A 1,759-nucleotide genomic window follows, 5' to 3' on the forward strand; every position below is an offset into this window, starting at 1 on the left:
GTGGTCGTACTGCGGAAGCGGGTCGTCGATACCCAGCACGTCGAGCAGAATCGGGCCGTCGTAGTGCGGCGAGACGAAGTCGTACTGGCGCTTCGAGACGAGGTGGCCGACCGCCTCGCGGGAGAGGGCTTCGAGTTCGTCGATGCTCTCTAACTCCTCGCGCCACGGGACTTTCGAGACGAAGCCGACCTCCCACATTCGCTCGGAGGTCTGGGTCAGCATCAAGTACGTGAACAGGTGGCTGTTCGTGTAGGAGAGCGCATTCCAGATGGCGCGGTCGGGGACCAGTACCGACCCCTTGTGACCGAAGACGGAGGAGTCGTGGAGATAGCCGAACCGCCGACCGCTGCGCTTGGCGACGGTGTACGTCAGCGACTCGCTGAAGTAGTACTGCGTGTTGCGCGGGTACGACTTCGAGTATCGAGACACTTCGGTGCCGTCGTCTCCCCAGAGAAGCGAGTTCTTGACTCTCGGGAGGAGCCACGCGTCTGCACCGCCCTTCGCGAAGGGTGCCCAGTCGGCGCTGCCGGCGTTCTCCCAGAACTTGTGGACGAAACGGGAGTCGTCTGCCGTCGCGATTCCCTGCTTGATGTCCCCTAACGTGTCTCGGTCCTCCAGGCCCGCGTTGTCGGCGTCGAGGACCGTTCCGGACCGATACAACTCCCTGAGGCCGGTCGGCACCCAGTACGAGAGCGGTGTCCCGGGAACCATGTCGAACTCCGAGAGGTCTCGGTGGTAGAGTCGCTGCACGTCCGTTTCGGCGTCGGCGAACGCGGCGTCGAGGAACGTCCGCTCCTTTCCGGCTTTTTCGACGTCCGGGAGGCGAATGAACGTCCCCCTCTGGCCGCTCTCGGTGTCCGACCGAACGACGGTGCCCACCGTGCCTACGGTCGCGTTGTCGAGGACGTCGTAGCCGAACTCCGAGAAGAAGTCGAACGCTCCCCGACCACCCACGAAGTCCTCGCGGAACTGCTGGAAGGACTTGTTGAACATGAACGACCACGGGACGAGCATCCCGATGCGACCGCCCGACCGCACGAGACGGTCGCAGGCTTCGAAGAAGTTGATGTAGTACTCGGTGGTGTACTCGTAGTTGTCCTCGACGTAGTCCTGTACGTCGTCCGGCATTCGTCCCCCGGAGCCGTACGGCGGGTTCATCAGCGCCACGTCGTAGTCTTGCGTGAGTACGACGAGGAGATTCAGGAAACTCCGGAGGTTCTGTTCGCCGAACGAGTCCGACGTGCGTTCCTCGACGGCCTCCCTGAGTTCTTTCAGGAACGCGTGTAGCGTGAGCGGCGCGTCGCTCTCCCAGTCGGCCATCACGTCGGCTTGGTCGGTCTCGAACTCCTCGGAGAGCGTCCCCTGGACGTCGAGCAGACTGCCGAGGGCCTCGGTGGTCTGGAACTCCTCGATGATGCCGTCGAGCGCCTCGCGGACGTCGGTACCTTCGCCCGTGATCTGGTCGAGGACGTCGGCGGCCTGCTCGACCTCGGCGACGCGAGCGTCGGCACAGACGATACCCAGGTTCGGCATCTCGAAGTCGTCGCCCTCGGCTTCGGCACGCGTGCGAGCCTTCAGGTAGAGATTGAAGGCCGAGAGTTGGCACGACCGCAGGTCGATGTCGACGCCGTAGAGGTTGTGTTCGAGGATCTTCGCGGGAATCTCGCCGCGGTCGAGGTCGGTTTCGGCCCACCAGATGCGCTCGAGGACGTCGAAGGCGTACAGCAGGAAGTGGCCGCTCCCGCAGGCGGGGTCGATG

1 protein-coding gene is annotated in these 1,759 nt (G+C 63.9%); it reads right to left on the reverse strand.

Annotated features, from left to right (window positions below; translation table 11 throughout):
* The coding region (gene pglX, locus E2484_RS24605) for a BREX-5 system adenine-specific DNA-methyltransferase PglX (protein WP_137287842.1) at positions 1 to 1,759 on the reverse strand (1,759 nt) is incomplete at both ends.

The sequence above is a fragment of the Halorussus salinisoli genome (assembly GCA_005239435.1).
GTDB lineage: Archaea > Halobacteriota > Halobacteria > Halobacteriales > Haladaptataceae > Halorussus > Halorussus salinisoli.